24 protein-coding genes and 1 pseudogene are annotated in these 22,432 nt (G+C 72.2%); 14 read left to right on the top strand and 11 right to left on the bottom strand.

Annotation, left to right across the window (positions count from 1 at the left end; translation table 11 throughout):
- Nucleotides 1–81: 81 nt before the first annotated feature.
- Together MRBLWH7_RS18110 and MRBLWH7_RS18105 are read left to right on the top strand one after the other, a co-directional pair.
- Complete coding sequence (locus MRBLWH7_RS18110; RefSeq protein ID WP_341997026.1) at nt 82–1,557, top strand: NAD(P)/FAD-dependent oxidoreductase; 1,476 nt, start codon at nt 82–84, stop codon at nt 1,555–1,557.
- A 4-nt stretch (nt 1,558–1,561) separates the two neighbouring features.
- Nucleotides 1,562–3,046 (top strand): lipase maturation factor family protein, encoded by a 1,485-nt coding sequence (locus MRBLWH7_RS18105; protein WP_341997024.1) that lies wholly within the window; start codon nt 1,562–1,564, stop codon nt 3,044–3,046.
- Here MRBLWH7_RS18105 and MRBLWH7_RS18100 read toward each other — a convergent pair.
- The gene (locus tag MRBLWH7_RS18100; RefSeq protein ID WP_341997023.1) at nt 3,018–4,565 is read right to left on the bottom strand and encodes an MFS transporter; all 1,548 of its coding nucleotides are present in this window, start codon (nt 4,563–4,565) and stop codon (nt 3,018–3,020) included. The genes MRBLWH7_RS18105 and MRBLWH7_RS18100 overlap by 29 nt on opposite strands.
- A gap of 68 nt (nt 4,566–4,633) precedes the next feature.
- Between MRBLWH7_RS18100 and MRBLWH7_RS18095 the strand changes: the two genes are divergently transcribed.
- Nucleotides 4,634–5,191, top strand: a complete 558-nt coding sequence (locus MRBLWH7_RS18095; RefSeq protein WP_341997021.1) for a nucleoside phosphorylase — start codon at nt 4,634–4,636, stop codon at nt 5,189–5,191.
- A gap of 26 nt (nt 5,192–5,217) precedes the next feature.
- Here MRBLWH7_RS18095 and MRBLWH7_RS18090 read toward each other — a convergent pair whose 3' ends face one another.
- The gene (locus tag MRBLWH7_RS18090) at nt 5,218–8,226 is read right to left on the bottom strand and encodes an SMC family ATPase (RefSeq protein ID WP_341997018.1); all 3,009 of its coding nucleotides are present in this window, start codon (nt 8,224–8,226) and stop codon (nt 5,218–5,220) included.
- Nucleotides 8,223–9,386 (bottom strand): exonuclease SbcCD subunit D, encoded by a 1,164-nt coding sequence (locus tag MRBLWH7_RS18085; RefSeq protein WP_341997016.1) that lies wholly within the window; start codon nt 9,384–9,386, stop codon nt 8,223–8,225. Before MRBLWH7_RS18085 ends, MRBLWH7_RS18090 begins: the two co-directional genes overlap by 4 nt.
- Before the next feature lie 111 nt (nt 9,387–9,497).
- Between MRBLWH7_RS18085 and MRBLWH7_RS18080 the strand changes: the two genes are divergently transcribed.
- The 4 genes from MRBLWH7_RS18080 to MRBLWH7_RS18065 all read left to right on the top strand — a co-directional run bounded on the left by MRBLWH7_RS18080 (nt 9,498) and on the right by MRBLWH7_RS18065 (nt 11,696).
- Nucleotides 9,498–9,971: an NUDIX domain-containing protein gene (locus MRBLWH7_RS18080; RefSeq protein WP_341997014.1), complete on the top strand. Its 474-nt coding sequence runs from the start codon at nt 9,498–9,500 to the stop codon at nt 9,969–9,971.
- Between the two features lie 102 nt (nt 9,972–10,073).
- Nucleotides 10,074–10,634: a hypothetical protein gene (locus MRBLWH7_RS18075; protein ID WP_341997012.1), complete on the top strand. Its 561-nt coding sequence runs from the start codon at nt 10,074–10,076 to the stop codon at nt 10,632–10,634.
- Nucleotides 10,635–10,637: 3 nt separating this feature from the next.
- Entirely contained in the window at nt 10,638–11,369 is a 732-nt protein-coding gene (locus MRBLWH7_RS18070; protein WP_341997010.1) for an alpha/beta hydrolase, read from the top strand.
- A gap of 111 nt (nt 11,370–11,480) precedes the next feature.
- Entirely contained in the window at nt 11,481–11,696 is a 216-nt protein-coding gene (locus tag MRBLWH7_RS18065; RefSeq protein WP_341997008.1) for a hypothetical protein, read from the top strand.
- A gap of 10 nt (nt 11,697–11,706) precedes the next feature.
- Here the strand turns inward: MRBLWH7_RS18065 and MRBLWH7_RS18060 are convergent, their stop codons facing one another.
- From MRBLWH7_RS18060 to MRBLWH7_RS18045, 4 genes are all read right to left on the bottom strand, one after another.
- A complete protein-coding gene (locus tag MRBLWH7_RS18060; protein WP_342002128.1) occupies nt 11,707–12,153 on the bottom strand; it encodes a DUF1622 domain-containing protein in 447 nt (148 codons plus the stop codon).
- A gap of 56 nt (nt 12,154–12,209) precedes the next feature.
- Nucleotides 12,210–12,818 (bottom strand): hypothetical protein, encoded by a 609-nt coding sequence (locus tag MRBLWH7_RS18055; RefSeq protein ID WP_341997007.1) that lies wholly within the window; start codon nt 12,816–12,818, stop codon nt 12,210–12,212.
- Nucleotides 12,818–13,057, bottom strand: a complete 240-nt coding sequence (locus MRBLWH7_RS18050) for a hypothetical protein (RefSeq protein WP_341997005.1) — start codon at nt 13,055–13,057, stop codon at nt 12,818–12,820. The genes MRBLWH7_RS18055 and MRBLWH7_RS18050 overlap by 1 nt, the downstream gene beginning before the upstream one ends.
- 95 nt (nt 13,058–13,152) lie before the next feature.
- Nucleotides 13,153–13,446, bottom strand: a complete 294-nt coding sequence (locus tag MRBLWH7_RS18045; protein ID WP_341997004.1) for a GNAT family N-acetyltransferase — start codon at nt 13,444–13,446, stop codon at nt 13,153–13,155.
- A 511-nt stretch (nt 13,447–13,957) separates the two neighbouring features.
- Between MRBLWH7_RS18045 and MRBLWH7_RS18040 the strand changes: the two genes are divergently transcribed.
- Both MRBLWH7_RS18040 and MRBLWH7_RS18035 read left to right on the top strand, forming a co-directional pair.
- Entirely contained in the window at nt 13,958–14,707 is a 750-nt protein-coding gene (locus tag MRBLWH7_RS18040) for a winged helix-turn-helix domain-containing protein (RefSeq protein ID WP_341997003.1), read from the top strand.
- Between the two features lie 120 nt (nt 14,708–14,827).
- The gene (locus tag MRBLWH7_RS18035) at nt 14,828–15,835 is read left to right on the top strand and encodes a DNA-3-methyladenine glycosylase 2 family protein (RefSeq protein ID WP_341997001.1); all 1,008 of its coding nucleotides are present in this window, start codon (nt 14,828–14,830) and stop codon (nt 15,833–15,835) included.
- Nucleotides 15,836–15,897: 62 nt separating this feature from the next.
- Here MRBLWH7_RS18035 and MRBLWH7_RS18030 read toward each other — a convergent pair whose 3' ends face one another.
- Nucleotides 15,898–17,067 carry an RtcB family protein gene (locus tag MRBLWH7_RS18030; RefSeq protein ID WP_341996999.1) on the bottom strand — a complete coding sequence of 390 codons (1,170 nt, stop codon included), beginning with the start codon at nt 17,065–17,067 and terminating at the stop codon, nt 15,898–15,900.
- A 434-nt stretch (nt 17,068–17,501) separates the two neighbouring features.
- On the opposite strand from MRBLWH7_RS18030, the gene MRBLWH7_RS18025 reads away from it, so the two are divergent.
- The gene (locus MRBLWH7_RS18025; protein ID WP_341996997.1) at nt 17,502–17,918 is read left to right on the top strand and encodes a VOC family protein; all 417 of its coding nucleotides are present in this window, start codon (nt 17,502–17,504) and stop codon (nt 17,916–17,918) included.
- 63 nt (nt 17,919–17,981) lie between these two features.
- Here MRBLWH7_RS18025 and MRBLWH7_RS18020 read toward each other — a convergent pair whose 3' ends face one another.
- Nucleotides 17,982–18,899 carry an aldo/keto reductase gene (locus MRBLWH7_RS18020; RefSeq protein ID WP_341996995.1) on the bottom strand — a complete coding sequence of 306 codons (918 nt, stop codon included), beginning with the start codon at nt 18,897–18,899 and terminating at the stop codon, nt 17,982–17,984.
- A gap of 109 nt (nt 18,900–19,008) precedes the next feature.
- On the opposite strand from MRBLWH7_RS18020, the gene MRBLWH7_RS18015 reads away from it, so the two are divergent.
- Complete coding sequence (locus tag MRBLWH7_RS18015) at nt 19,009–19,233, top strand: hypothetical protein (RefSeq protein ID WP_159842119.1); 225 nt, start codon at nt 19,009–19,011, stop codon at nt 19,231–19,233.
- A 69-nt stretch (nt 19,234–19,302) separates the two neighbouring features.
- On the top strand, nt 19,303–19,488 hold the full coding sequence (locus MRBLWH7_RS18010) for a DUF1918 domain-containing protein (RefSeq protein ID WP_341996991.1): 186 nt from the start codon (nt 19,303–19,305) through the stop codon (nt 19,486–19,488).
- Nucleotides 19,489–19,512: 24 nt separating this feature from the next.
- Here the strand turns inward: MRBLWH7_RS18010 and MRBLWH7_RS18005 are convergent.
- Together MRBLWH7_RS18005 and sigJ are read right to left on the bottom strand one after the other, a co-directional pair.
- Nucleotides 19,513–19,814 (bottom strand): annotated as a pseudogene (locus tag MRBLWH7_RS18005) (prolyl oligopeptidase family serine peptidase); the annotation flags it as partial.
- Nucleotides 19,815–19,872: 58 nt separating this feature from the next.
- Entirely contained in the window at nt 19,873–20,754 is an 882-nt protein-coding gene (gene sigJ / locus MRBLWH7_RS18000; RefSeq protein WP_341996989.1) for an RNA polymerase sigma factor SigJ, read from the bottom strand.
- A gap of 125 nt (nt 20,755–20,879) precedes the next feature.
- On the opposite strand from sigJ, the gene MRBLWH7_RS17995 reads away from it, so the two are divergent.
- On the top strand, nt 20,880–21,623 hold the full coding sequence (locus MRBLWH7_RS17995) for an SDR family oxidoreductase (protein ID WP_341996987.1): 744 nt from the start codon (nt 20,880–20,882) through the stop codon (nt 21,621–21,623).
- A gap of 62 nt (nt 21,624–21,685) precedes the next feature.
- Nucleotides 21,686–22,432, top strand: a complete 747-nt coding sequence (locus MRBLWH7_RS17990; RefSeq protein ID WP_341996985.1) for a 3-beta hydroxysteroid dehydrogenase — start codon at nt 21,686–21,688, stop codon at nt 22,430–22,432.

Here is a 22,432-nt window from a genome sequence, read left to right as displayed (position 1 = left end):
GCGTCACGCGCCCGTGTTTCGGCACGATGGCCGGGCCGTCAACCCCCTCCCGTCCCCTCGACCCGATGGAAGGATGGGGCCATGGCGAGGCGCGCGACGGTGATCGGCAGCGGTCCCAACGGTCTGTCGGCCGCGGTCGCGCTCGCGCGCGCCGGGTACGAGGTGCGCGTGCTCGAGGCCGCCTCGACGGTCGGCGGCGGCGTGCGCACGTCGCCGCTCACGCTCCCCGGGTTCCACCACGACGTGTGTTCCGCGGTGCATCCGGCGGCGCTCTCGTCCCCCTTCTTCCGCGCGTTCGGCATCCGCGACCGCGTCGGCTGGATCCACCCGCTCGCGTCCTACGCGCAGCCACTCGACGGCGGACGCGCGGCGATCGCGTGGCGTGACATCGAACGCACTGCCGATGCGCTCGGCCCCGACGGCCGCGCGTGGCGGGCGGTGCTCCGCCCCCTCAGCCGCCATCTCAGCGGCCTGGTCGACTTCACCGGTTCGCAGCTGCTGCGGTGGCCGCGGCATCCGATCACCACCGTCCGGTTCGGGCTCCGCGCCCTGCAGCTCGGCACGCGCCTCGGGCGCGGCACGTTCCGCACCGAGGAGGCGAACGCGCTCCTCGCGGGCGTGCTCGCCCACGCGAACACGCCGATGCCCTCACTCGGAGGGGCCGCGTCGGGGCTCTTCCTCGCGGCGCACGGGCACTCGGCCGACGGCTGGGCCTTCCCTCGCGGCGGATCGCAGACGATCGCGGACGCCCTCGTCGCCGACCTGACAGCGCACGACGGCACGATCGAGACGAACACGCGGGTGCAGACGCTCGCGGGGCTCGACTGGGGCGATCCGGATGCCGGCGACCTGCTGCTGCTCGACACCACACCGCGCCTGCTGCTGACGCATCCGGATCTTCCCGCACGGTACGCGCACGCCATCCGGCAGTACCGGTACGGCCCGGCCGCCGCGAAGGTCGACTTCGCTCTCGACGGCCCGGTGCCGTGGGCCCATCCCGACGTCGCTCTCGCCCCGACCGTGCACCTCGGCGGCACGCGGGCGGAGGTCGAGGCGAGTGAGAACGCGGTCGCGCGCGGCGGCCTGACCGACCGCCCCTACGTGCTCACGGTGCAGCCGAGCGTGCTCGACGGCACGCGCGCGCCTGAGGGCAGACAGGTGCTGTGGGCGTACATCCACGTTCCGGCCGGCTCGACGTTCGATCCCACCGAAGCCGTCGTCCGACAGGTCGAGCGCTTCGCCCCGGGCTTCCGGCACCGCATCCTCGCCAGCCACGCGATGACCGCCGCTCAGCGGGAGGCCTACAACCCCGCCGACATCGGCGGAGACATCCTCGGCGGCGCGTTCACGTTCGCGCAGGCCCTCCGGCGTCCTGTCGTGTCCGCGACCCCGTGGCGCACGCCGCTGCGAGGGGTCTACCTCGCGTCGGCGTCGACGCCGCCGGGTCCCGGCGTGACGGGCATGCCGGGCTGGTACGCCGCACGCCAGGCGCTGCGCGACGGCGCACGCCGACGCCCCGGCGAGCGCCTCGAACTCGGGGACCTCTTCGGAGCGTGACGCCGTGGAAGGCTTCGCCGCGGTCGACTTCGAGTTCGCTCGTCAGGTTCTGCAGCGGGGTGTCGCGGCGCTGTTCGTCATCGCGTTCGTCTCGTCTCTGAACCAGTTCCGCCCGCTGCTCGGCGAGAACGGCCTGCTGCCGGCGCCGGAACTCCTCGAGTGGGTGCGGACCTCGAAACGAGGGGCACGGATGCTGCGCCCCACCCTGTTCCGCTACCTCCGGTACAGCGATCGCAGGCTCGTCGCGCTGTGCGGGACGGGCATCGTGGTCGCGGCGACGCTGGTCGCCGGCATCCCGCAGCACGGTCCGCCGTGGGTGCCGATGCTGTGCTTCCTCGCGCTGTGGCTCGGGTACATGTCCATCACGAGTATCGGGCAGACCTTCTACGGCTTCGGGTGGGAGATGCTGCTGCTCGAGGCCGGCTTCCTCGCGGCGTTCCTGGGTTCGAACGACCAGCCTCCACCCGTCGTCGTCATCGTGCTGTTCTGGTGGCTGGTGTTCAGGCTCGAGTTCGGCGCGGGCATGATCAAGATCCGGGGCGGGCGTGAGTGGCGGGACCTGACCGCGCTCACCTACCACCACGAGACGCAGCCGATGCCCGGGCCGCTCAGCCGCCAGGCGCACCTGCTCCCCCGCTGGTTCCACAAGGGCGAGGTGCTCGGCAACCACTTCGCGCAGCTCGTGGTGCCGTGGTTCCTCTTCGCGCCGCTCGTCGGACTCTTCGCACCCGGCCCGGTGCCCGCGATCGTGGGTGCGGTGGCGGCCGCGATCGTCATCGCGACGCAGGCCTGGCTCGTCGTCACCGGCAACTTCGCGTGGCTGAACTGGATGACCATCGTGCTCGCGTTCTCCGCCATCGGATTGCCGGGCATCGTCGCGGAGCACCAGGGCGCGGCATCCGATCCTCCTGGCGTGCTCGATGGGATCCCGCTCTCCTGGCTCGTCATCACGTGCGCGGTCGGTGTGCTGTACCTCGTGATCAGCTGGTGGCCGCTGCAGAACCTGTTCGCGCGGCGGCAGCTCATGAACGCGTCGTTCAACCGGTGGCAGCTCGCCAACGCCTACGGCGCATTCGGCACTGTGACGAAGCAGCGCATCGAGATCGTCGTCGAGGGCACGATGGACGAGGATCCCGACAACGCCACCTGGCGCGAGTACGCCTTCAAGGGAAAGCCCGGCGACGTGCACCGCATCCCGCGTCAGTTCGCGCCGTATCACCTGCGCCTGGACTGGCTGATGTGGTTCCTGCCGCTCGGCCGCTCGCTGGACGACTGGTTCACGGCATTCCTCGTGCGGCTTCTGCAAGCGGATGCTGCGACCCTGCGCCTGCTCGCCGACGATCCGTTCGCGGGTGCCCGGCCCCGCTGGGTGCGTGCCGTCTCGTACCGCTACCGCTTCACGACGCGCGCGGAGTTCCGCGAGTCGCACGCCCGGTGGACGCGCGACCGGAGGCGTCCGGTCATGGGACCGGTGTCCCTGCGCCGCTGACCGCGGCGCTGCGCTCGCGTGCGCTGCGGCGGGCGGTGAGGTCGATGATGGCCACCAGGAACGCGAGCGCGAGGAAGACTGCGACCGACAGCATCCCGAACGCGTACGCGTCGTGGTAGACGACGAGGCTGTCGTGCGAGCCGGACTCCCGGTAGATCGCGGCGTAGAACAGCGACAGCGCGACGGCCGTGCCGACCGCGGCGCCGATCCGCTGACCGAGCTGACCGACGGAGCCGGCGAGGCCGCCCTGCTTGACCGGGATGTCGCCCAGGGTGAGCGCCTGGTTCGGGGCGATCACGAGACCGCCACCGGCACCGCCGACGGTCATGACGGCGGCGGCGATGTACGGCGTCCACGCGGGGTCGCTGAACAGTGCGGCGAGCACCAGCCCACCGACGCACAGAAGCATGCCGGCGAGACCCCACACCACGACGACCCTGCCGTGGGTGCTGACGAGGTTGCCGCCGATCCACGACGTGACGGCGGACGCCAGCGCGAATCCGATGGAGACCATCCCGGCGTACACCGGCGCGAGCCCGAGTCCGAGCTGCAGGAACAGCGTCGTGACGAGGAACATCGCCGGCGCCGCCGTGAAGTACGCGGTCTGCAGCAGGGTGCCGTTGCGGTACGACGTGATGCGGAAGAGGCCCAGTGGGATGAGCGGGTTGCGGCCGCGCTTGGCATAGCGGCGCTCCCACGCGATGAACGCCGACGCGAAGAGGGCGAAGGCGACGAGCAGCCACCAGCGCGCCGGGTTGTCGGTGGGCGCGCCGGTCGTGAAGAGGAAGGGCCACATCAGAGAGACGACGCTCGCACCGAACAGCAGCACGCCGACGGGATCCAGTTGCACCTTGCGCTGAGACCGCGTACGGGTGTCGGGCAGCAGCCACAGCGCGAGGGCGATCGCGATGAGACACAGCGGCACGTTCATCCAGAAGATGAGCCGCCACCCGTTGGTCGGCCCGCCCAGCGCGATGAGCAGGCCGCCCAGCGTCGGACCGAAGGCGGTCGCGATGCCGATCGTCGCACCGAAGAGGCCGAAGGCCCGGGCACGCTCCTTGCCTTGGAACAGCTCCTGCGCCATGCCCAGCACCTGGGGCATCTGGATACCGGCGGCCACGCCCTGCAGCAGCCGTCCCACGAGCAGCGCCTCCGCGGTCGGCGCGAGCGCGCAGAGCACGCTGGTGACCGTGTACAGCGACAGTCCGACGACGAACAGCGTGCGCCGCGACCGCTGGTCGCCGAGGCGGCCCATCGGCACCAGCACGAGCCCGAAGGTCAGCACGAACCCCGAGACGATCAGCTGCAGCTGGGTCGAGCTCGCGCCGAGCACCTCGCCGATCGACGGGAGCGCGACGTTGACCTTCGTCATGTCGAGGATGGTGATCGCCGCAACCGAGACGCACACCCAGAAAGCCCGCCAGCGGGCTCCGTGCGAGAGCGGGATGACGGCGGTCGTCACCGGCACCGCACGCCCCTTCGTCGAGGTCTTCGGGGGCGTCGGGTGCGGCTCGGACATCGTGCCCAGGCTAACCCCGTTCCACGGCGCATCGGCGGAAACTCCGGCAGGCGGGACATGATGGAGGGGTGAGACTCCTCGTCGCCGCCCTCGCCTCCGAGCTCGTCGCCTTCCCTGACGACCTCGACGGATTCGACCGCCTCGTCACCGGCCCCGGCAAGCTGCAGGCGACCTACGCCCTCACCCGCGCACTCGACGCGACCGCCTACGACGAGATCGTGGTGGTCGGCACCGCGGGAGCGATCGACCCGCGGCTCGAGGCGTCCGTCTACGAGATCTCGGCGGCCCTCCAGCACGACGTCACCGACATCGACGGCATCGTCGGCCAGCATGTGTCGCTGCCGGCGCGCGTCGAGCTCGGCGCCGACGGCGTGACGATCGCGACCGGCGACCACTTCGTCGACGACTCCGAGGCGGTGGAGGTCATCCGCCCGCTCGGCGCGGGCCTTGTCGACATGGAGACGTACGCGTACATCTGGGTGGCGCAGCGGTTCGGGGTGCCGATCCGCGTGCTGAAGGCCGTCTCGGATCGCGCGCAGGGCGGCGCCATCACGGACTGGCGCACCGCGGTGACCGCCTGCAGCCACCAGCTGCGCGACCGCATCCGGGACGACTACGGCGTCTGATCCCCGCGGCGGACGAGCCGGAGGAGTCAGACGCGCACGCCGGCGTCCTGGCGGATGATGCTCGGGCCCGCGGGTGTCGCCTCGACGGCGAGCTGTGCCGGGAGCTGCTCCTTCATCGCGGCGACGTGGCTGATGACGCCGACGGTGCGCCCGCCCTGGCGCAGCTCGTCGAGAGTGCGCATGGCGAGGTCGAGCGTCTCCTCATCGAGCGAGCCGAATCCCTCGTCGACGAACAGCGTGTCGAGCCGGATGCCGCCCGCGCGGGCCGTCACGACCTCGGCGAGCCCGAGGGCCAGCGCGAGAGACGCGAGGAAGGTCTCGCCACCCGACAGCGACTGGGCCGGACGGGACTGGCCGGTGAACGCGTCCATGATCTCGAGGCCGAGCCCGGAGGCCGCGCCGCGGGCCGCCCGCGCGTCGGTGTGCTGCAGCCGGTAGCGGCCCGACGACATGTCGCTGAGCCGCAGGTTCGCGGCGGCCACGATCTCTTCGAGCTCGGCGGCGAGCACGAACGTCTCGAGGTCCATCTTCATCGTGTTAGGGGCGCGGCCCGCAACGGTGTCGGCGAGCCGCGCGATGGCCGCCGCGTCGGCGGCCCGAGCGGCGACCCCGGCGTAGGCCTGATCGATCTGCATCGCAAGGTCGCGCAGTCCCGCCACGAGCGTGCGCGCGTCGCTCTCGGCGCGCAGTGCTGCGGTGCGCGCCGCGTCGGCTGCCGCGAGCGTGTTCCGCGACGCCTCCGTGTCGACAGGATCGGTGGGAGCGCCGGCGAGTTCGAGCTCGAGCTCGAGCATGCGGGCGCGCGCAGCCCCGAGCTGCGTGTCGTGCGCCGAGATCCGCTCGGCGAGCGTCTCCGCCTCCGGCGGTGCCACGAGCGCGGCGGTGACGTCGGCGACATCGGCGAAGACGGATGCCGCGACCCTCTCGTCGACGTCGGCATGTGCCTGCGCAGCCAGGATCGCCGCGCGGTCCGCGTCGGCGCGGGCCTCGGCCGCCGCGCGGCCGGCGTCGCGGACCGCGGTGGCGTGCGCGACGCGGTCGGCGACGCTCGGGTGCTCGCCGCGAGCCGCCTCGACCGCCTCGCGGGCGGCGGCCACGCGCTCCTGCAACGCCGCGATCCGCGTGCGGGCGTCGGCGAGCTGCTCCGTCAGCGTCGCACGCGACGCCTCGGCCTCGAGGTCGAGCGCCGCGAGCCCGGTGCGCCGGGCGGCGAGCGCGTCGCGGCGTTCGGCGGCCCGCTCCGCCGCGGCGAGGTCGGAGGCGGCCGCGGCCAGCTGCTCGCGAAGCGGCTCCACGCCTTCGCCGCCGGCGCGGGCAGCGACCTCGGCGTGGCGTTCCCGCGCTCGCTTCGCCGCGTCCGATGCGGCCCGCTCGTGATGGGAGGCAGCATCCCGCTGGGCTTGCGCCGCTGCGAGGATGTCGTCGGTCACCGGCTCATCGGCGGGTGCCGCGGGCGACGGGTGCGCGGTCGCACCGCACACGGCGCAGGGCTCACCGTCGACGAGGGTGGTCGCAAGCTCGCCCGCATGGCCGTCGAGGCGGAGCTGCAGCAGCTCGGCGACCCGTGCGGCCGCCGCGGCCGCCGCACCGGCCGCATCGCGATGGACGATCTCGGCCGCGCGCTGCGCGTCGGCGAGCCCCTCGGCCTCGACAGCGGCGGCGAGGCGCGCGGTGATCTCGTCATGACGCGCACGCGCGGGGTCACGCCGGGAGGCCGCGTCGCGCTGCGCGTCGAGTTCAGCGTCGATGCGTTCGAGCTCCGCCGGCACCTGCGCCCGCTGCGCATCGAGGGCGACGATGTCGCCTTCGAGCCTCGCAACGTCGGCCGCGGCATCCGTCATCCGCGTCTCGCCGTCGGCGAGGGAAGCTTCCTGCACGAGCGCCGCGGTCCACAGTGCGAGCTCGCCGGTGAGCCGCTCGACCACGGCGGTGAGATCATCTGTGTCCGCGTAGCCGGTGCCGGAAACCGCGCGTGCCCAGGCCGCGTCCGCGGATTCGGCCTGCTCGGCCGTCGCCGCCGCGGTGCGGTCGGCTCGGCGAGCCGTCTCGAGTGGGGCGCGGAGCACCTCGGCCGAACGCGCGCGGTCGAGTCGCCGGCGGTCGTCGGCGATCAGCGGGCCGGCCGCCTCGAGCGCGGTGAGTCGTTCCCGTGCACGACCGAGCTCGGCCTGCGCCTTCGCCAGCGCCACGCGTTCGCCGTGCGCGGCCTCCGCTGCCGCGCGGGCGTCGTCCGCCTCGGCGCGCTCCCGGGTGAGCGTGTCGAGGCGGTACGAAGCGCGCTGCTCGCCGAGATCGACGGCGGCTCGCCGTGCCGCGAGGTCGAGCGGCGTCGCACCGTCGGCTTCCTCGGCCGGCACCAGCTCATGCGCCGCGATCAGTCTCTCGGCCTGGTCGAGCAGGGTGCGGGCCCGCTCGCCCAGCGCGTCGAGCTCGTGTTGCGCAGCCTTGCTGCGCTCACCCAGCTCACGGGCGTAATCCTCGTAGCGGCGGGTACCGAACAGCGCACGCAGTAGCGATTGGCGCTCGGTGCCGGAGGCGAGGAGGAACCTCGAGAAGCGGTTCTGCGCGAGCAGGATCACCTGCTGGAACTGCTGGGCGTTGAGCCCGAGCACCTCGTCCAGGAACAGCCCGACCTCGCGGGGCTTGGCGGCTCGGCCGATCCACGCGCCGTCCACGAGCTCCTCGAGCTCGGCGCGCGTGGGCTCGGTGGTCAGCCCGCCGCCGCGGCGCGCGGGCCGCTGGTACTCCGGGGCCCGGGTGACACGCCAGCGGCGATCGCCGACGGTGAACTCGAGGCGAACCTCCGTCGGGTCCTCGGGTTCGCAGTGGTCGCTGCGGAGGCGCTTGTCGCCCGTCTCGTAGCGGGGCACGCTGCCGTACAGCGCGAAGCAGACGCCGTCGAGGATGCTCGACTTGCCGGCGCCGGTGCGGCCGGCGATGAGGAAGATGCCGTCCTGCTCGAACGCCTCGAAGTCGACGCTCTGCTTCTCGAGGAACGGCCCGAACCCGGTGAGCTCGAGGTGGTGCAGCCTCACGCGGTCGCCTCCACCCGCGCCCGCTGCTCCAACAGCTCACTTACCAGCTCGGCCTCGCGAGCCGACGCACGCTCGCCCTCGCGCACGTGCGCGAGGAACGCGTCGACGAGCTCGGCCTCGTTGCGGGCGGCGCGCACGCGCTCGGTGTACGTGCGCGCGTCGTCGGCGCGCGCGGCGACCGGCACGTGGCGCACCTCGGCGCAGAACGGGAACCGTGCGAGCAGACGCCGCATCGGATCGCGCTGCGGCAGCGGATCCGTGTATTCGGCGCGCACCCACTCGTCGGCGTGGGTCGCGAAGCGCTCGTCGGTGAGCAGCTCGTCGAGCGTCGCGGTCAGCGTGGTGAGCGCACGCGGAACCGGCAGCGGAAGCCACTCGACGCGGCCGAGTGGGTCCGGGCCGAGTCCGTCCGCGCCGAGGTCGATCAGCCACGACCCGCGCGGCTTGTGCCCTTCGTCGAAGCTGTAGTGCAGGGGCGCGCCGGCGTAGCGCACGCGGGGCGAGAGCTGCTGCCGCCCGTGGATGTGCCCCAGCGCCGTGTAGTCCACGCCGTCGAAAGTCGACAGCGGCACGATGTCGAGACCGCCCTGCTGGATGTCGCGCTCGAGATGCGGCGTCGGCTCGACTCCGGCGGCGAAGCAGTGCGCGACCGCGATCGTGCGTCCGCCTCGGGCCGCAGCATCCGCCCGCACCAGATCCATGGCGTGCGCGAGCACGTCGGCCTGCGTGCGCACGCCCGGCCAGGCACCGCGCAGCAGCACCGGCTCCAGATAGGGGATGCCGTACACGTGCACCGGGCCGTGCTCGTCCTCGATGGTCACCGGGGAGCCGACCGTCGCGGGGTCGGTGATGACGTGGACGCCATCGCGAAGGAGGCCGGACTGGAACCCGAGCCGGGCCGCGGAGTCGTGGTTGCCGCTCGTGACCACCACGGTGGCGCCGGCGTCGGCGAGGCCGCGCAGCGCGTCGGTCAGGAGCGTGTACGCCCCCGCCGCGGGTGTCGCGGAATCGAACACGTCGCCGGCGACGATCACGAGGTCGACGTCGCGCTCGGTCACCTGCGTGACGAGCGCCTCGAGCACACCGCGCAGCGCATCGAGCGTGGCGTGGCCGTGGAACGACCGCCCGATGTGCCAGTCAGAGGTGTGCAGGATCCGCATGGTCAACACGGTACGTTCGGCTCCTGACATCGGCGGCGAGGCAGGCCGCGGACCCCGCGAACCACCGCGGTTCCGCGTCGGTGCGGCGCGCACGGCGCGTACCCTCGAGCCATGTCCTTGCCCGGGGTCTGCGTGGTGCTTCTGCTGCGGCGCGGGCCGGAGGGCGTGGAGGTGCTGCTGGGGCGCAAGCACACCGGGCTCGGCCAGGGCAAGATCGTGGGCATCTGCGGCTGGGTCGACCCGGGCGAGGGCGCCGACGAGGCGGCGGTGCGCGAAGCCCGGAGGGAGGTCGGCGTGCAGGTCGAGGCATCCGATCTCCATCTCGCCGGCACGGTCGAGTACCACTTCCCCACCCGGCCGGCGTGGTCGCAGCAGGCGACCGTCTTCGTCTGCCGGCGGTGGCGAGGCGATCCGGTGGAGAGCGACGGGATGACGCCGCGGTGGTACGTCCTCGACGCCGTGCCCTACGGGCGCATGTGGGACGACGCCTCGCGGTGGCTGCCGGGCGTGCTCCGCGGCGGCACCGTCGACGCCCGCTTCACCTTCGGCGCGGACCTCGCGACGGTGGTGCTGACCGCCGAGTGACCTCCGCCGCCGGCGGCGCGTCCGCGGCGCCGAGATCCCGGGTCCGGCCGGCCTCCGGCGGTGCGCACTCCCCTCCGCACGCCGCCGGACGTATCGTGGAACATGGCGCACAACGCAGACACCGCTCCGCGATCGACCGTGGTGGCGCTCGTCGGAGCCGACAGCGACGAGCTCCTGACCGGCCTCGCCGATGTTCCCGCGCTCGTCGCCCTGTCGCTCCGTGAGGCCGAGCCGGCGGTCGCCGCGCACCTCGTCGCCTCCGTCTCGATGCCCTACGTCGTCCACGACGCCGACCCGCTCGAGCACGTCGCCTCGGCCTGGGTCGAGCTCTACGAGGAACGCGCGACGCTCGGCTCTCTCGAGGCCGAGGTCGGCGCCCTCCTGGCGCTGTTCGCGTCGGGCGAGGCGGTCATGCCCGACTATTACGTCGTGGCCGGTCCCGAGGCGATCGAGGGCACCTGGCGCCACTGGTGGCTCGGCGCTCTCGCTCACCATGCGCCCTCGCGTGTGCTTCCGGTCGAAGCTTCCGGCACCGCCTTGCGCGCACGGCTGCGCACGCTCCCCGCGTCCCGTCCGTGGCCCGAGCCTTCGGCCTGGCTGACGCGGGTGCAGTTCGACATCCCCGACCGGGTGGGGCTGCGCGATCAGCCGGGCGCCGCCTGATCCATGGCGGACGTCGAGAGATTCGCGCACGCCGGCGCGACGCTCGTCGCGGAGCGCCGCGGAAGCGGCGAGCGGATGTACGTGCTGATCCACGGCATCGGCATGGGCCGCACGGTGTTCGCCGACCTCGAGCGGCATCTGGGCGACGGTGAGGTCATCGCCTTCGACCTGCCGGGCTACGGGGAGGCGCCCGAACCGCGGCGCGTGCTGACGGTCGAGCGCACCGCGGACCTCGTGGCCGCCTACCTCCGGGCTCGCGTGCGCGCGCCCGCCGTCGTCATCGGTCACTCGATGGGCGCGCAGATCGCGCTCGAGGTCGCGGCGCGCCATCCGGCCGTCGTCGACCGCATCGTGCTCATCGGGCCCACCGTCGACCCGTCCGCCCGGACGGCGCCGCGGCAGCTGTGGCGGCTCCTGCGCGACATCGCCGTCGAGAGCCCGGTGGTCATCGCGCGCGGTGCTCGCGAGTACGTGCGTGCGGGGCCGCGCCTGCGTGCGAAGTTCCGCTCGATGCTCAGGCACCGCCCCGAGGATGTGCTGCCGCACGTGGAGCTGCCCGCGCTGGTGCTCCGCGGCCAGGACGATCTCGTCGCCCCACCGGACTGGTGCCGTCGGCTCACGGACGCCCTGCCCGACGGCCGGCTCGCTGAGGTGGCGGGGCATGGCCACGAGACGATGATCCGGGATGCCGCACCCGCCGCGCGGCTCATCCGCGAGTTCGCCGGATCGCTGTGAGAGCCGCTCTCGACTGCCTCGTCCGGGCGGAATCCTGCCATACCCGCCACGGCCGGCAATGTCGGAACCCCCGCGTAGGTTTCAGCATGTCGGAACCAACGGAGGAAACCCATGTTCGCTGTATACGCCGCCGAACAGCAGTACCGCCACGACACCTGGTCGCGGGACCGCGAGCACGCGCTCCTCGCCTCCATCCGCGAGCGGAAGAACGCCGTCGCCTCGCACCGCCCGGCCCGCGTGATCGCCCGCCCGCAACGCTCCTCGTGGGCTCGGCCGATCGGGTTGCACGTCTCGGAGCACGACCCCGCGGTCTGCGCCGTCGCGTAGCCGACGACGGTCAGGGCGTGCGCGGGTCCGCGGGAGCGGGTCCGCGCCCCGCGCCGGTGGCCTGCTGGGCCGCGCGATCCTTGGCCACGGCGTCGCCGATCATCTGACCGCCGCTGCGCAGGAGGGCCCGACGCCACGGCAGGGTGCCCTCGATCTCGATCTGGATCGAGATCGACAGGATGGTCCGGATGAGGACGATGAGCCCGAGGATCGCAGCGTCCTCCAGCGACGGCTTCGAGGTGATCGTGCGGATCAGGTCGGCCGCGACGAGCACCTCGAGTCCCAGGAGGATCGCCCCGCCGAGGGTGGTGCGCAGCGTCGTGAACGCCTGCTGCCCACCCTCATGACGGGCGAGCGATCGGGCCCCGAGCACGAGCGCGATCACGAAGCCCGCCATCATGGCGGCGGCGCCGATCGCCTCGAACCCGACGGCGACGGCGGTGAACACCTCCTCCATGTGCACGCGCCCAGCCTAGGGCCGGGCGCGTGCACCTCGCTGACGGAATCGCGGCGTCAGCCCCCCGGAGTGCGCCGCGGGTGCGCGGGGTCATCGGCGTCACCGGTCGATACCTGTCGCGCGAGCTCCTCGATGTCGTTCTCCGGCAGCTCGACGCCGGACTGCCTGAGGCGCTGGCGGAGCACGTGCGCGATCTCCTCCAGAGGCTCGGTGCCGACGTCCTGCCGGGTCTGCGCGACGATGCCGGCGACCTTGTCGACCTCAGACGCGTTGTTCTGCGCCATGGCAGGCAGCCGCTGCTCCTGCTCCGGCCCGAGGGCGCCCGGTGTGCGCTGCGCCTCGCTCACGGTCTGCGTCTCCCGGCTCCCGTCCTGACCGTGATGATCGACGCCCTCCTCCACGACGCCGATTCCGACGGCTTGGTGCGTCGGTGCGGGCGCCGCCGGCGCGGGGGGCTCGGCGTCACCCTCCTGAGCGGATGTTCCCTCGGTCCACGCAGGCGCTTCCTGGGCGTCCGGGGCCGGCTCCCCCATCGTGGGGGCGGGATCGGGAGAGTCTTCGCGCACGGGTTCGCCCGGCGCGGGTGTCGACTCCGCACCGGCCGCATCCTCACGATCGGGGTAGTTCACCCCGGGCTGCTCGTACTCGTTGCCGGTCGTGCTCATCACGGTTCTTCCCCTCTTCCGGTGTCCGCCGCTAGGTCAGGATCGGCGCCCTGCCGGGCCGCCTCACCTTCGACGGGGTCGTCGGGCTGCAAAGCGGCATCCGTCAGCAGGTCGGCCTCGGTCACCGCGGCGGTGCGCTCTCGTGACTCGGTGTCGTCCACCTGCTCCCAGCCGCCGGGGGCGTCGGCGTTCACGACGCCGTCGGGCAGGTCCTGGCTTCTCGCTCGTTCGCGATCCATGGCGTGCTCCTCTCGTCCTCCCCCAGCCTCCGTCGATGCGGCGGACGGCGACACGGGGTTGACAAGGGAAGCCGACGGTGTCGGCGCGGGATCCTCTACGGACGCGGATTCAGGATGCCGCGACGCGAGGGGTTCGCATCGAACCAGTCCGCGACGTACCAGCACACCGGGATGACCTTGCGGTCGCCGCGCGCCTCGAGCTCGTCCACGGCGCGCTCGACGAGTTCACCGGCGTACCCGTGCCCGCGGAAGGAGGGGATCGTGTAGGCGCGCGTCATGGCCACGGTCCTGCCGTCGTCGCGATAGTCGAGCACGCTCACCAGGTCCTCGCCGCGGTGCAGGGTGTACCGCGAGGCGTCGGTCTCTTTCGTGAAGCGGAGCTCGGTCACGCCGACAGGCTACGCCCGCCGCATCGGACCGGGACGCGTCCGCGCGTATGTCGCAGCGATCGCTCACCTGACACTCGGTGTCACCCGCCGTGGAACTGAGCAATCTGTCACATTCCGAAACGATCTGGGCCCAGAACCCGTGCGATTTGACGTTTTTGGACAAAGTCGGTAATAATCGGGCTCATGACTGACAACGCGCTGTATCTGTCCGCCCGGGAGGCGAACAGGACTGCCGGCATGATGATGGCCGGCCGCATTGTCATGTGTTGTCGAATGTGCCACTAGCACGGTGACCCCCGTCGGACTCCTCCTCCGCTTCTGACCGCAGGAGTCCCCCGAAGCACCGGTTTCGTGCGTCGATCACGCGCACCCGGACCCGCTTCGCACACCGCCCAACGTCGGGCACAGGCCTCAATCGGCCTACGGCCTTTCTCGCCGCCGACGACCAGGGCCGCAGCACACAATTCAACCCGGCTCCACCACCCGGGTTCCTCCCGCAAGGACCATCATCATGTCGACCACCGCCCTCCTCGACCGTCCCGCCACCGTCGCCCCCGTCCGCCACCTCCGCGCCGTGAACCACCCGGCCGCGGTCGAGGCGCCCGTCGCCCCGGCTCCCGAGCCCGCGCAGCCCGGCGGCCGCGCCCTTCCCGCCGGCACCGCGCCGCGCGGCTTCGCCCTCTACGTCGGCATCGACGAGGCCAAGGCCTCCGCTTCCGGCGTCAACCTGGGTGTGCTGGTCGACGCACTCCGCCGCACACTCGCCGAGCTGGCGCCGTCCGCCGAGACCTACGCCACGGTCGCCCTCGCGCCGGTCGGCTCGGGCGGCCGCGACGTCGACGTCGTGCGCCTCGCGCTGCACGAGCCGTCGGCCGTCGCCCGCACCAAGCAGGAGGAGCCCGAGGACGAAGAGCCGGCTTCGGGCGGCGTGGTCGTCGACATCTCGCGCAAGCGCGTTCTCATCGACGGCGAGTCTGCCGCCTTCACCTTCAAGGAGTTCGAGCTGCTGCAGTATCTCGTACTCCGCGAGGGTCGCACGATCGAGCGCACCGAGCTGGTGACCTCGCTCTGGCAGGGCGCGACCGACGACGACGCCCCGGGCGAGCGGACCATCGACGTGCACGTCCGTCGCCTGCGTGCCAAGCTCGGCCGCTACGAGGACATCGTCCGCACCGTGCGCGGCGTCGGGTACCGCTTCGACCGTCACGCCGACGTCGTCATCCGCTACGGCCACGGCACCCCGTCGCCCGACCGCTTCTGATCCGCGCCGCCCGGGCGGACGACCCGACGCATCCGGCCGCTCCCCAGCGCGGCGGGCGCCATTCTCGATGGCTCGCGAAGACGGAACGGATGTCGGAGGGCGGGGCGTAGGGTGGGCGGCATGACCACCTCGCTCTCACGCATCCCTCGGACGAGGGACGCCGAGCGCTTCGGTCCGCGGGCGGCGACCCGCGATCCCCGGCCCGATCACGGCCGGCCGCTTGAGACGGAGTACCGGCCGAGGCACCCGCTCGACCTCCGCCGCACGGTGCTGTACCAGCGACACGGAGCCGGCGACCCGACGATGACGGTCTCGGGCTCGGTCATCTGGCGTGTCAGCCGCACGCCCGCGGGCATCGCGACGCTCGCGATCCGCGAGACGCACCCCGGCGTGATCCGCGGCGCGGCCTGGGGTCCCGGCCGCGAGTGGGCGCTCGCGCAGCTTCCCGCGCTGTGCGGCGCAGACGACGACCTCGGCGACTTCGATGCGTCGCAGCATCCGCTCATCGCCGACGCCCATCACCGCCATCCGGGCCTGCGCCTCTCGCGCACCGACCTCGTGTTCGACGCGCTGGCGAGCGCGATCTTCGAGCAGAAGGTCACCGGCATGCAGGCGTTCGGCGCGTGGCGGCGCGTCGTCACCTGGTGCGGCGAGCGCGCCCCCGGCCCGACGCCGGCGCCGATGTTCGCGCCGCCCACGATCGACGGCTGGCAGCATGTCCCATCGTGGGTCTGGCACCGTGCGGGCCTCGAGCCGCCGCAGTCCCAGACGGTCGTGCGCGCGGCGCGACGCGGCGACGCCATCGTGCGCACCGTGCTGGCCGCCGAAGACGGCGAGGCCGTCGACCGCGTGCTGATCAGCCAGCCGGGCATCGGCCCGTGGACCTCGGCTGAGACGCGCATCCGGGCACTCGGCGATCCCGACGCCGTGAGCGTCGGCGACTACCACGTGGCTCACGAGGTCGGCTACGCGCTGACCGGTCACCGGACGGACGACGAGGGGATGCTGCAGCTCCTGGCCACGTGGCCGGGCCAGCGTCAGCGCGTCATCCGTCTCATCGGCGCCAGCGGTGTGCGCGAACCTCGTCGTGGCGCGCGCCTGCACCCCGAGGATCACCGCGACCACTGACGTCGACGTCTGTGGGGCAGCGGCCCGGCCGCTTCGAGGAGCGGTCGGGTCGCTGCCTCCGTTCAGTCGCCCTTCACGTTGACGAGCTGCCGCAGCGTATGGCGCACGGCGACGAGGTCGGCTGCGTCGGCCATGACCCGGTCGATCGGCTTGTACGCCTGCGGGATCTCGTCGATGAACGCGTCGGTGTCGCGGAACTCGATCCCCGTCATCGCCGCGCGCAGCTGCTCATGCGTGAAGGAGCGGCGCGCCGCGGTCCGCGAGAACTCGCGACCCGCACCGTGCGGAGAGGAGTTCAGCGCCAGCGGGTTGCCGAGGCCCTCCACGACGTAGGACGCCGTGCCCATCGAACCGGGAATGAGGCCCGGCCGACCGGCGTCCGCCTGGATCGCGCCCTTGCGGGACACCCACACCTGCTTGCCGAAGTGCTTCTCCGACTCCGTGAAGTTGTGGTGGCAGTTGATCCGCTCATGCTCGATCACAGGCTCGCCCATGATCGCCGAGAGCTGACGTGCGACGCGGTCCATCATCTCCTCACGATTGAGCAGAGCGAAGTGCTGTGCCCACCGCAGCTCGCGGATATACGCCCGGAACTCCGGCGTGCCCTCGACGAGGTACGCGAGGTCGGGGTCGGGAAGCTCGATCCACCACTGCTTCGCCAGGCGCTGCGCGACACCGATGTGGTGCGTGGCGATCTTGTTTCCGACACCCCGCGAACCGGAGTGGAGGAACATCCACACGCGGTCGAGCTCGTCGACCGACACCTCGATGAAGTGGTTGCCGGATCCCAGCGAGCCGAGCTGCAGCCGCCAATGGCCGGCGTACCGCCCCGGGTCGAACTCGGCCTTCTCGGCGAGTTCCTCCAGCTCCGCGACCCGCGGCTCGGCGGTGGCGACCACTTTACGGTTGTCATGCCCGGCCGAGAGCGGAACGGCCCGCTCGATCTGCGCGCGCAGCTGAGTGAGATCGCGCGCGACGAGCTGCGCCTTCGTGAACTGGGTGCGTACGGCGATCATGCCGCAGCCGATGTCGACCCCGACGGCGGCGGGCATGATGGCACCGAGCGTCGGGATGACCGACCCGACGGTCGCGCCCTTCCCGAGATGGGCATCGGGCATGAGCGCCAGATGCGGGTGGATGAACGGCATGCGGGACGAGGTACGGGCCTGCTCGACGGTCTTCTCGTCGATCAGGCTCGCCCACGAGAGCAGCCGATCTGTGAGCCTCTCCATGATTCCTTTCCTTGCGAGGTCACGCACCCGTTCGGGTGCGCGTGGGGCGGGCCGTCGGTCGGAGCTCCCCTGGGAAAGGAAACGCCCCGGACCTGTGCGGTGCGGGGCGTGGATCAGCGGATGCTGCTACACGGCCTGCGCCGGAGGGGACGACTCGTAACGGTCCTTGGGCTGCTGACCCAGGACCGCCTCGAAACGGAGTTCGCGCTCGGCGTTCATCCGTCGTCCTCTCGGCTCGCTCGTGAGACCGCGCCGGTCGGCGCAGCCCCGCCACGCTAGAGGACGGCGGCGCGCGGCGTCAAGTGGGCGCGACCATCGGCTTCCGAAGAAGGAGACCGACGACGCTCTGTCTTGTGGATGTCCGAGGTGCCGACGACACTGGGACGCGCCACGCGGCCGGGCGCGGCATCCACCATCCACTTCAGGAGTTCGACATGCCCAGCCTCAACCCGTATCTCTCCTTCAAGAACCAAGCCCGTGAGGCGATGACCTTCTACCAGAGCGTTTTCGGGGGCGACCTCGACATCTCGACGTTCGGCCAGTTCGAGGGGATGGTGCAGGACCCCTCCGAGAACGATCTCGTGATGCACGCGCAGCTCACCAGCCCCGACGGCTTCGTCCTGATGGGCGCCGACACGCCCACCGGCATGAACTACGAGAAGCCGGCCGGCATCTCGGTCTCGGTGAGCGGTGACGACGAGGCCTCGCTGCAGGGCTTCTGGGACAAGCTCGCCGACGGCGGCACCATCACGATGCCGTACGACACCCCGCCGTGGGGCGGCAAGTTCGGCATGCTCACCGACCGCTTCGGCATCGACTGGATGGTGGCGGTCAACGCGCAGCAGGGCTGAACCGGTGCGCGGACTCCGGCGACAGGCCGGGGTCCGCGCGCGCCCCCGCCTCGTCGGGCCCGATCAGGCGGCCTCGCTGTCGTCGATGGGCGACGGTGCCGGGCCGAGCGCATCGAGCTGGGTCCACAGGTCGTCCGGAATCGGCGTCGCCGCGAGCTCGTCGAGCTGCGCGAGACGCTGCGCCGACGAGATGCCGACGACGGTCGAGTCCACCAGCGGCGAGCGCAGCGAGAAGTGCAGCGCCACCGCTGGGAGGCTGACGCCGAACGAGGCGGCGACGCGCTCCAGGCGCGACACCCATTCCTGCAGCTCGGGCGTCGCCGGCCGGTAGCCGTACATCGCACCCTCGCGCGTCCCCGTGGCGAGGATGCCGGCGCCGAACGGGGCCGCGTTGAACACCGTCATGCCGCGCTCGCGCGCGTCGGCGAACACCGGCCCGGCGGAACTGTCGACGACCGTGAACCGGTTGTGGATGAGCACGGCGTCGAAGACTCCGGTCCCGACGTAACGGGCCATCAGCCCGACCGGTCCCGCGGCCACGCCGATCGCGTCCACCCGGCCCGACTCGCGCAACTCGATGAGCCCCTCGACCGCGCCGCCGCGGCCGATCGCCTCGTCGAAGGTGACGGTGTAGGGATCGTGCAGGTGAAGCAGAGGCAGGCGCTCCACGCCCAGGCGCGCGGTCGTCTCGTCGAACGAGCGCATGACGCGGTCGCGGTCGAAGGCGCCGGTGTCGGGATCGCAGTCGACCTTCGAGACGACGCGGGTGGCAGCATCCGTTCCCTTCCGCGCGATCGCGAGACCGAGCACCGCCTCGGACCGCCCGCCCGCGTAGTTGTTGGAGGTGTCGATGAAGGCGTGGCTGCTGTCGAACAGCTGCTCCGCGAAGGCGACCGCGGCATCTTCTTCGGGGGAGCCGGGCTCGGTGCCGCGTCCGAGGGGCGAGGTGCCGAGCGTGAGCGGGCTGACGTTGAGGGTCATGGGATCCGTTCCGTGTGTGGGGTCTCTCCAACCTAGCGAGCGGCTCCGGCCGGTAGGCCGCCGGGCCGCCCGCCCGCCGCCGCGGCGGCGGCGGCCCTAGGCTGGCGATATGACCACGACGCGGAAGGGCTGGACGCGCGGGCACTCGGGCTGGGCGCTCGGCACGGCCCTCATGTTCACGCTGGGGATCGTCTTCGGGCTCATCTGGGGCAACGTCCTGCTGGGCGTCGTGCTCGCCGCGGCGGTGTCGATCGGCTGGCTCATGGCCTACGAGTCCTGGCGCGGGCGCAGCGTCGGGCTCGAGAACCGCGACGACGACGGCGCCCAGCTGTAACCGGAGGCCGTACACCCCTACCCCTCGCCGCCGCCGCGTCGTATCGTGAGCGCGAGGAGGTGGTCCGCCATGCAGGCGAGCGTCGGCGATCGCGTGATCATCCACGGCCGCGTCGTCGGTGCCGTGGAGCGCGCGGGTGAGGTCATCGAGGTCCGGGGCAGCGAGGAGAACCCGCTGCTGGTGGTCCGCTACGACGACGGGCATGAGGCGATCCTGTCGCCGGGAAGCGACTGCGAAGTCCGGCACGCGTCCTGAGACGCGCGCCGGACGGGGCTCCGTTCAGCCCAGCAGCTCGTAGCGCGACGGCTCGGCGCCGAGCACGTGCTCGCCGAGGAACGCGAACACCGTCTCGTACCAGACGACGGCGTGCTGGGGCCCCAGCACCCAGTGGTTCTCGTCGGGGAAGTACAGGAACCGGTGCGGCATGCGCCCGTCCTCGTCGGCGTGGTGCTCGGCGAGCTCCGACCACAGGCGACCCAGTTGGCCATGTAGCCGCCGAACGATCCGCCCATCGCGGCGGTGCGGGTCTCATCGATGTCGTCGCGGGCTTCGACGGCGTCGGTGATCGAGAGCAGGTCGGTAGCGACCGCGAGCAGCGGTGCCCAGCGCTCAACAGCTGGGACGCGTGGAGCTGGCGCGTCAGCCCCACTGCGTGAGCTTGTCGGGGTTGCGCATGATGAAGACGTCGGTGATGCGGCCGTCGCGCACCTCGAGCGTCACCAGCGCGTCGGGCACGTCGTGGAGCGTCGCGAGGAAGCCGAGCCCGTCGGGCGTCTCGACGGGGACGAGCACGGCTTCGGGCAACAGGCGCGGCAGGCCGAGGAGGAACCGTCCGACCCGGTCGGCGCCCCGCACCGGACGCCGAGCGGCCGAGACGCGTCCGCCGCCGTCGGAGCGGAGCACGACACCGGGATCGAGCACGGTGACGAGGCCACTGAGATCCCCGGTGGTCGCCGCCGCAGCGAAGGCGCGCGCGACCGCGTCGTGCTGCTCCCGCGAGGCCGCTCCCGCACGATGCTCCCGCACGTGCCGCCGGGCCTGCGACGCGAGCTGACGCACGGCATCCGGACTTCGTCCGACCGTCTCGGCGATCTCCGCGAACGGCACCCCGAAGACGTCGTGCAGCACGAACGCGACGCGCTCCGCGGGCGTGAGCGACTCGAGCAGCACGAGAAGGGCCATCGAGACGGAATCGTCGAGCGTGACCTGCTCGATCGGGTCGACGGGAACGGATGCTGCGAGCGGCGAGTCCTGCGGCACGGGCTCCGGCAGCCACTCCCCCACGTAGCGCTCGCGGCGGGCGCGCGCCGAGCCGAGCATGTCGAGGCATACGCGCCCGGCGACGCGCGTCAGCCACGCCGCGGGGTTGCGGATCGCCGCCCGCTCCTCGTCCGACAGCCGCAGCCAGCGGACGTAGGTCTCCTGCACGGCGTCCTCCGCGTCCGCCACGGTGCCGAGCATGCGGTAGCAGAGGCCGAGCAGGGCGCGGCGTTCGCTCTCGACCTCGTCGGTGGGCGGCATCCGTGATCCCCTCTCTCGAGTTCCGACGACGCACCCGCGCAGAATGTGAGCGGTTCCCTTACATTCTCCCGCTCCGCATCGTCGGACTGTCGAGAGCCCCACCCGGGGACGAGAGGAGTGATGTCATGAGGATCGCGGTCGCCGGAGGAACAGGCGTCGTCGGAAGCCACGTCGTGGAGGCGGCGCGCGCGGACGGGCACGACCCGGTCGTGCTCAGCCGCGGCACTGGCGTCGACCTCACGACCGGCGCGGGTCTCGACGCCGCGCTCGAGGGTGTCGACGCGGTGATCGACACGGCGAATGTCACGACGCTGTCGGCCGATGTCGCGACCCGGTTCTTCGAGGCGGCGACGGGCAATCTCATTGCCGCGGCCGCCCGAGCGGGAGTCGCGCACGTGGTGCTGCTGTCCATCGTCGGGATCGACCGCAACCCACACGACTACCTCGCGGGCAAGCTCGCACAGGAGCGCGTGATCGAGAAGGGCGGCGTGCCGTGGACGATCCTGCGTGCGACGCAGTTCCACGAGTTCGCGGGCCAGGTGTTTGCCCGCGCGAAGGTCGGCCCCCTCCACGTCGCTCCGCGCGGGCGGGTGCAGCCGGTCGCGGCTCGGGAGGTGGGGGCGCAGCTCGCCGGGCTCGCCGCGGGCGCCCCGCAGGGACGAGCCGCCGATCTCGCCGGGCCGCGCGAGGAGCGCCTCGACGACATGGTCAAGGCATACGCCCGGCGCACCGGCCACGGCGGATGGATCCCCTCGGTGAGCCTGCCCGGCGGGCAGATGAGGGGCATACGGGCGGGACTCGGCCTGCCCGGGCCGGGCACGGTGCTCGGAACTCAGACGTTCGCGGAGTGGCTCGCCGAACTCGGCTGACGGACCGCAGGGCGTGGGTCTACGCTGAGCGGGGGTTCGGGTCACACGCACCGGGAGGACTCGTGAGACTCGCCATCGCCGGCGGCACCGGCATGACGGGCGGGCACATCGCAGCGATCGCGCGCGAGCGCGGCCACGATGGCGTCATCCTGTCGCGCCGCACGGGGGTGGAACTGCTGAGCGGTGCGGGCCTCGCGGGCACGCTCGACGGCGTCGACGCGCTCATCGACGTCACCAACGTGACGACCGCGAAGCCCGACGTGTCGGTCATGTTCTTCGCCGGCGCCACGAAGAGCCTGCTCGCGGCCGAGCGCATCGCGCACGTCCCGCACCACCTGGCACTGACCATCGTCGGCGCCGAGGCCGCGCCGGACGGCTACTACGCCGGAAAGCTGGTGCAGGAGCGGCTGGTCGCCGGCAGCGACGTGCCGTGGACGATCCTGCGCACGACCCAGTTCCACGAGTACGCGGCGATGGTCTATCACCGCGGGCACGCCGGCGCCCATGTCGCCCCGTCCGGCCGTGTGCAGCCGATCGCCGTGCACGAGGTCGCCGCGCATCTCGTCGACCTCGCCGAACAGGGCCCCGCGGGCCGCACGACCGACCTCGCCGGACCGCAGGAGGAGAGCCTGGCCGACATGGTGCACCGCTACGCCCACGCGATCGGCCACCGCGCGCCCGTCCCCGTGGTGAACATGCCGGGCGCCCTCGGCCGCGCCCTCCGTTCGGGCGCGCTGCTTCCCGGGCCCGACGCGCTGCGCGGCACCCAGACGTTCGCCGAGTGGCTCGACGCCCTGCCCGACGCCTGA

The sequence above is a fragment of the Microbacterium sp. LWH7-1.2 genome (genome assembly GCF_038397755.1).
Classification (GTDB): domain Bacteria; phylum Actinomycetota; class Actinomycetes; order Actinomycetales; family Microbacteriaceae; genus Microbacterium.
The sequence above is the reverse complement of the archived record's forward strand: the minus strand, read 5'-3'. Positions and strand labels throughout refer to the sequence as shown.